Source organism: Butyrivibrio sp. (assembly GCF_017635265.1).
Taxonomy (GTDB): Bacteria; Bacillota; Clostridia; order Lachnospirales; family Lachnospiraceae; genus Butyrivibrio.
Genome location: NZ_JAGBLU010000017.1, coordinates 1 through 7,594, shown reverse-complemented (window position 1 = coordinate 7,594; position 7,594 = coordinate 1). Strand labels below are relative to the sequence as shown.

The 7,594-nt window shown below is 38.5% G+C and carries 5 protein-coding genes, 3 tRNA genes and 1 rRNA gene; 7 read left to right on the top strand and 2 right to left on the bottom strand.

Going from position 1 to position 7,594, the window contains the following annotated elements; all coding sequences use genetic code 11:
* The 4 genes from J6O61_RS02340 to J6O61_RS02325 all read left to right on the top strand — a co-directional run.
* Positions 1-141, top strand: a 23S ribosomal RNA gene (locus J6O61_RS02340); the annotation flags it as partial.
* Between the two features lie 194 nt (positions 142-335).
* Positions 336-408, top strand: a tRNA-Asn gene (locus tag J6O61_RS02335).
* Between the two features lie 172 nt (positions 409-580).
* Positions 581-652, top strand: a tRNA-Glu gene (locus tag J6O61_RS02330).
* Positions 653-666: 14 nt separating this feature from the next.
* A tRNA-Cys gene (locus J6O61_RS02325) sits at positions 667-737 on the top strand.
* Positions 738-925: 188 nt separating this feature from the next.
* Here J6O61_RS02325 and gnpA read toward each other — a convergent pair.
* Positions 926-3,094 (bottom strand): 1,3-beta-galactosyl-N-acetylhexosamine phosphorylase, encoded by a 2,169-nt coding sequence (gene gnpA, locus J6O61_RS02320; protein WP_292209097.1) that lies wholly within the window; start codon positions 3,092-3,094, stop codon positions 926-928.
* 29 nt (positions 3,095-3,123) lie between these two features.
* Positions 3,124-4,173: a glycoside hydrolase family 88/105 protein gene (locus tag J6O61_RS02315; protein WP_292209094.1), complete on the bottom strand. Its 1,050-nt coding sequence runs from the start codon at positions 4,171-4,173 to the stop codon at positions 3,124-3,126.
* A 169-nt stretch (positions 4,174-4,342) separates the two neighbouring features.
* On the opposite strand from J6O61_RS02315, the gene J6O61_RS02310 reads away from it, so the two are divergent.
* The 3 genes from J6O61_RS02310 (at position 4,343) to J6O61_RS02300 (ending at position 7,389) form a co-directional block, all read left to right on the top strand.
* The gene (locus J6O61_RS02310; protein WP_292209092.1) at positions 4,343-5,302 is read left to right on the top strand and encodes a helix-turn-helix domain-containing protein; all 960 of its coding nucleotides are present in this window, start codon (positions 4,343-4,345) and stop codon (positions 5,300-5,302) included.
* A gap of 193 nt (positions 5,303-5,495) precedes the next feature.
* A complete protein-coding gene (locus J6O61_RS02305) occupies positions 5,496-6,446 on the top strand; it encodes an ABC transporter permease (protein WP_292209090.1) in 951 nt (316 codons plus the stop codon).
* A gap of 13 nt (positions 6,447-6,459) precedes the next feature.
* Entirely contained in the window at positions 6,460-7,389 is a 930-nt protein-coding gene (locus tag J6O61_RS02300) for a carbohydrate ABC transporter permease (RefSeq protein ID WP_292209087.1), read from the top strand.
* Positions 7,390-7,594: the final 205 nt, after the last annotated feature.

The following is a 7,594-nucleotide window of genomic DNA, read 5'->3' as shown; positions in this document are numbered from 1 at the left end:
AGCGTGAAGCCCCCCTCAAGATGAGATATCCCTGCTTTTAGCAGTAAGACCCCTTGTAGAGTACGAGGTTAGATAGGCACAAGGTGTAAGCATGGTAACGTGTTGAGCTGATGTGTACTAATAGGTCGAGGGCTTATCCAAAGCTGTGAGAACTTGCTGAGGTATTTACGAAGCTAGTTCGAGCGTGTTATGGTGAAGTTGCAAAGCAACTGAGACATAACTTCGATAGATAGTATAGATAGGATTTAGATAAATCAGTGTTCGGTTTTGAAGGTACAAAAAGCGAAAGGCCATGCAGGAGCATGGTATTTTGTATAATGAGGTATCTTAAATAATCCTCCTTAGCTCAGTCGGTAGAGCATTCGGCTGTTAACCGAAGTGTCGTTGGTTCGAGTCCGACAGGGGGAGCGATAGTACTTAGCGAGGTCTTATCGAGCTTAGTACGTAGCCTGGATGATCACTTGGTGAGGTATTTCCGAACTTAGTGAGGCAGCCGGAGTTAGAGTCTGCACCGCTACTAAGTTAGTAGAGTGGGCAGAGCGAAAAACACAAAGCACCGTAACACGGTCGCAAAAGATAAGGCTCCGTGGTCAAGCGGTCAAGACATCGCCCTTTCACGGCGGTAACACGAGTTCGATTCTCGTCGGAGTCATTATAATTTAATAAGGTGACATAGCCAAGTGGTAAGGCGTGGGTCTGCAACACCCTGATCGACGGTTCAAATCCGCCTGTCACCTCTTTAAAACCAGTAAACTTTTGTTTATTGGTTTTTTTATTATATAAAAAGCCGGGGAAAATGTATTTCATTCTTTTGATTATAGATAATGTGTATATGGATATAATAAAGCAAATAGAAATAGCGATGATTATTAAATGATCATCGCTATTTCAACACAAACTATATTAGGAAGATTGACTTGCTGTTTTATAATTCAACAATGACTGTATCAAACGGATCAATATCGGTGAATGTTTTGCTGCCGTACTCGGTTGCTACTGTAGTAGTTTGAACAGAATCGGAATTGTTGATAACAATTAACTTCTTATTAGCAGGGAAATAAGCACATTCTGTTGCAGGGTTATCAGTAACATAGTTTTGTTCCAAAGACTTATTGGCTGCAAATAAAAGGATATTGAATAATAATCTGTTATTTAAAGTGTTAGTTTCAAAAGATGAAAGGTAGATACCTTTTCCTTTGCCAAAACTATTTACAGTAAAGAGCGGATTACCATTATTGTCAGCCAAAACACTGGCATTTCCATCTGAGAGATGAACATGGGCTCTTTCTTTTACTGAACTTCCTTCAGGAATCAATCCCTTTATAGCAGATACTTCATATGACCATTTGCCGTGGCAAACCTTAGCTGAGGTATCTTTATCAACACCTAAAACGTTAGACATCTTAAATGCGGTGTCAAAGCCTTCTACAGCTGAAGGCTCATTAACACCAATAAACGTTCCACCCTCATATACCCATTTTGTTAGTATTTCCTCAACCGCAGGATCGTTCCAATTATCTCCGCCGCTCCATGCTGTACCTGAAGCGCCGGCATTTATGATAATTTGGAAATTGGATAAATCGCTATGCTTTAAATCATCAAAACTGATGAATGATACATTTACAGGAAGACCAGATAAAGCTTCATTTACATGAATAAGATCATGCATGAAAGTTTCATGGAAGTGTCCGCTTAATGTCCAGCTTCTAAGACTTCCCCAGCTATGAAGTACAGCAACATTTATGTCAAGTGTATATGGCGCTCCGGCTTCATGAAGGTCTCTGATGGTTCTGAATTCATCAGATATTTTAGCGATATAATCGACAAAGTCCGGGAAGTCCTGAACAAGATGTAAATAACCACCAAGACCAATACGGTCGATTTTTGCACGAAGCAGAGCTCTTCTTGTATGATTCCAATATTCTTTTGCATCTCTCGTTGGATCGCCGCCGGGAGCGAAGGTTGGAAGACCACCAAGTCCAACAGGGAACAGGTAAGGATGAAATCTGAGTTCGTGAGTTTCAATATCTGCTCCGGCACATAGCCTTACTTCATATCCGGAAAATACGCATTTAATAAGTCCGTCAAAATTAAAGTCTTTAAATCTTTTACTGTATGGTTCAACGCCAACCCAGCTGTCATCATAGAATACGTAAGCTTTTTTACCGTATTCATGGACGATATCAACAAGCTTTCTTCCAAAAGAAACTACGAACGAATTAACAAAATCCATGTAGTCAAGCTGGGTTTTTACCGGTGGCATATGCGTTACATGTAGATTACCTTTATTAATGAAATCCTCAGCTGTGAGCTTGTAGCCATATTTGTCTGCAAAAGCATCCAACATCTTAGGACTTACAGTAAAATCATATGAACCCCAATCTGTAAAGAGATTACGATTACGGCTATTACTTCCCCAGATCCATACGAAGTTGTAGAACATTGAAGTAAATCTGACTACAGTTGTAGCAGGATGGGTTTCACACCAGTTTCTAAGCCATGAAAGCATATACTCCTGTGTTTCGGGATAAATGGGATCAATCTGCATAAGATGCTCTTTGTCCCAGTTATTTGTTGTGTGATTGTACATGGAAATTTCTTCCCAGATACGATAAGCCAGAAAACTTACAGTATATCTGTGCCAAGGGATGACGTTGTTAACTATAACATTACCGGCTTCTTTTTCATAAGTCCAAAAGCTGCTGCTAACTTCCTGATTAGTTGTTCTGTCAAACACCTGCCAGTATTTCATGGAAGCTTTGCTGTCATTTACCATGAACTGTTCATCAAAAAAATCATCGAGCAAGTGAAATGTAAGATAAGAATCTTCAGCGATTTTTGGCTGTGTCATCAAAAATGTTTGCTGAAGCTTATCCATGTTCTCCTTTGCCCATGAATTATGATCACGAATTATGCAAATGGTGGAATAGATTCCGTATCCGGAATTTAAAATTTCATCGGACAAAACTGTTCCATCGCTGTCTCTGATTACGTCAGCTCCCCATTTTTTTGCGAGTTCAAGAGTTAATTTTTCAAATCCGGACTCGCCAGGAAGAGTGAAGCCTCCTGTTGTGTGATTACTTTGTGAATCCATTAAGTTGTCCCCCAATATATATTGATAAATTATAGTGCGCCATCACTTCTTACCTTGTCATAGTTAAGAACACCGGATAAATATGCAAGAGCAAGACCCTGCCCCCATCCCTGAATCCAGTCTCTTGAAATATTTCTATATCCATCTCTGTCTTTCATAACAGCAGTTCCGCCTGAAACATTGAGAACTCTTCCGTCTTCTGAAATATTCTCAAGAATTCCTTTTGTAGCTTTGTTTATGTATTTAATGTGAAGAGGATTGCCTTTGTTGATCATTGCGGCAGCAATTCCACAAGATGCCGAGATCTCTTCATAGGAATCAGGATCATCAAGTATGGTTCTGAAAAGACCGTTTTCAGTCTGTAAAAGTTTGATAGATGCAAGTTGCTCATTAAGAGAACCAACAATATCAAGAAACTTTGGATAAAGATAACATTCAGGAAGAACTCTGCCAACTTCTGACATCGTATAAGCAGCCCATGCGTTGGCACGTCCCCAGTAAAATCCGGACATGTGGTCTTTTGAAATATTGTTGTATCCATGATAGAAAAGACCTGAAGCGGGATCCTGAAGATATTTGATGTGCCAGTAGTACTGGTTAAGAGCATCATCTATGAGTTTTTCATCTTTTAAAAGAACTCCTGCCCGTAAAAGGAAAAATGCAGCCATAAATAGAGTATCTGCCCAACACTGTTCAGGAAAATCATTATTAACAGAAACAGTATGTTGCAAAACATTATCACCAAAACGAAGAGCATCCTTTTCCAAATAGTCAATTTTGCTTTTGGCTATATCAAGGTATTTTTCATCACCTGAATATTCATAAAGAGTAAGCATTGCGTGACCCATGGCACAAGTGTTAACTGTCCATGAAGGAAGGCCAAGTTCAATGTACTCATCAATTCTTTCTTTAAGTGCTTCAATATATTCTGTTTTTTCAGTTGCAAGATAAGCCTCGCAAACTCCATAATATGCGACTCCACCCGGCCAATCCCATGTGAGGTCCATCCTCATGGTTCTTTTTACAATCTGATCAATAGCTTTCTCAATTTCTTTTTTGTCATAAATTAGATTTGCCATAATGCCCTCTTTTATCCCAAGATAATAATATTTTGAGCAAATTATAGATGGGGATGGTTGAAAAGTCTATTCAAGTAAATAAAAAAACTATGCAATTTCAACTATTTGATATAGAATAAATAAATACATGAAATAGACGATATTTAATACCTGCGAAGAGGGAAAAGAGATGTCTAAACCAAAGAAAACAGTCATAGAATACAGAAATTATGAACTTCCTTTAAACTTTCCGGTACTTCTTTTAACGGGAGACAGATGGCATATTTCCGATGTTAAATCAGGGAAACTGCATTTTCACAACTGTTTGGAGATAGGGATATGTCATTCTGATAGCGGAATAATCGAATTTGACAATAAGCCTGTCAAATTCCGGGAAGGAGATATGACGTTTATCTCACGAAATGTTCCGCATACTACCTATAGTAATAAAGGGGAAGCAAGTCTTTGGTCTTATATCTTTTTAGAGCCCACTGAATTGCTTAAAGGTAATTTTGGAGGAGCTTCTCCCTATGCCAATATCTTTGAAGATATGATGCAGAACTTCCAAATGTTAATAAATAAAAGGGAATATCCCGATATTTATTTTCTTATAACCAATATTATAGAGGAACTGGGTCATAAGGGGATGAATTATCAGCTGTCGGTAAAGGGATTATTGTTATCGCTTTTTATGAAGATGATGAGAATTTATTCCAATACTAACAAGTTAACCCAGGATGAGAAAGAAACTCATGAGAATGCCATAGTTATCGCACCGGCACTGGATTACATCAAGGATAATTATATGGTTAATTTTCCTATAGAAGATCTTGCTGATATGTGCCACCTTAGCCAGACACATTTCAGAAGGGTTTTCAATGAGATTATGAATACCAGTCCGTTGAGCTATCTTAATACAACAAGGATACTGCAGTCATGTATTCTTTTGCGGACAACAGAGGAATCTATTTTATCAGTATCTGAACAGGTGGGATTCAGATCTGTTTCAAGTTTTAACAGACACTTTTCTGAAATAATGGGGACGCAGCCTAGTGAGTGGCGTCACCGGATGGCTAAAGTAGATAATGCATCTATTCTTGAGTACACAGGCTGGATGCAGGCACAGAATCTTTCTGAGGAAAGGAAGTAATACGAAAAAACGGAAAACTCGATTTGTTGATAATTGACAAAAAATGCTCCTCTCTATTATTAAAATGCAACATATCGACCTATAAAATTGATAATAAATGGTCGATTATGCAAAGTTTTTTCGACTAAGTGATTAGATATACAATCTAAATTATTTTAGGATTTAACTTATAAAAGGGGAGGAGCAATATAGCATGAAAAAGAGTAATACCAAAAGCATGGGGGTAAAGACAACTACATCGTGGAAAAACGCACTTAAGCGCGATTGGCAGCTATACCTTCTTTTGCTTATTCCGTTGATTCTTGTTTTTGTATTTAGTTACGGCGCTTACCCGGGACTTAGAATGGCATTTATGGATTACAAGCCTGCTAAGGGCTATGCCGGTAGTAAATGGGTAGGATTTGGTACATTCCAAAAAATCTTTAAAGATGCTGACTTTATCAGAGCACTTAGAAATTCAATAGTATTCAATGTATCGGATTTGTTTGTTGGATTTCCTATGCCGATAATTTTGGCACTTATCTTAAATGAATTACGTTTCCAGAAATTTAAAAAAGTTTCGCAGACAATACTTTATTTGCCACACTTCCTTTCATGGGCCATAATCGGTTCGGTAGCGCTTACAATGTTTAAGCCCTCATCTGGACTTGTGAACATAGCCTTGATGAATGCGGGAATCATTCAGGATGGAATACCATTCCTAAATGAAAAATGGCATTGGGCATTCACCTACCTGCTGATTGGTGTCTGGCAGGGCATGGGATGGGGCTCAATTTTGTATCTGGCAGCTATCACCGGTATTAATGGCGAGCTTTATGAAGCGGCTATGATCGATGGAGCAAACAGATGGCAGAGAATGTGGCACATCACACTTCCGGGAATCAGAAGTACAATCGTTACACTTCTTATTATGAACCTTGGTCGTGTAATGGGAAGTAACCTTGAGCGTCTTACAGCTCTTGAAAATACACAGGTCAAAGACTTCCAGTATCAGCTTGCTGTCTATATCTATAACAAAGGTCTTGGACCCGGTAAGTTTTCTATGGCGACTGCCGTAGGTCTTTTCCAGTCGCTTATTGGTTTGTTCCTTGTACTTATATCAGATAGAATAGCCAAGAAGCTTGGCGAAGACGGATTGCTGTAGGAGGTGGCCTTAAATGTCAAAGAAAAATGTTCGTGGCGAAGAGATGTCCACTTCAGCAGGTGGAGCTCATGCCGTTAATAAATTCAGAATCAGTGATGCTGTAATGATCATATTCATAGTACTGCTTTGTCTTACCTGCGTATTGCCTTTTATCCATGTAGCAGCTAAGTCAATTTCAGGAAACACAGTTGTAATGTCAAAACAGGTTTATTTTTGGCCCAAAGATATTACACTTGATGCCTATACCAGAGTCTTGGGCGATTCAACAATGACTCATTCAATGCTATTTTCGGCAATTGTAACTCTTGTATTTACGTTACTTGGAATGATCGTATGTACATGTGCGGCATATCCTTTATCAAAAAAGAGACTTAAAGGAAGACATATTTTCACATTCCTTTTGATGGTGCCTATGTACTTTAGTGCAGGTATTATCCCTGCATATCTTCTTTATCAGGATTTACATATTTTAGATACGGTATGGGTTTTGATATTACCGCTTATTTATTCTCCGTATAACATGCTGATAATGAAGAACTACTTTCAGAGTACAATTCCTGACAGTTTGGAAGAATCTGCATTCCTTGACGGAGCTACGAATTTCCAGATACTTGGAAAAATTGTACTTCCATTGTCAAAGCCAATCCTTGCTACACTTTCTCTTTTCTATGCGGTTGGTAGATGGAATTCATATGCAGATAACATGTACTACACAAGAAGCGCAGACCTTAAGCTTATTCAGTACAAACTTTATCAGCTTGTTGCGTCTGCAGCAGAGGCACAGACAGCATCACTTGCAGATACAGGTGGAGCAACACAGTCAACACCGGAAGTACTTCAGGCTGCCAGCATTATGTTCGTAACAATACCAATCCTTATTATTTATCCGTTCCTTCAGAAATACTTCGTTCAGGGAACTATGATAGGTGCAGTAAAAGGTTAACGCAGCGAGGTTTAACTTCGCAACTAACAACGGGAACAGAAAATATTTACATACATTTTCTTATATAAAGTCCAGCTAAGAAATGTCAAGGAGTAAATTGAAAATGTTAGAAATTAGCCATTACCTGCATTTTGGGTAACCTTAATAAAGCTAATTCATTTATAGCACATTGAAAATGACAAATTAGATATCAGGCAGCTTTTGT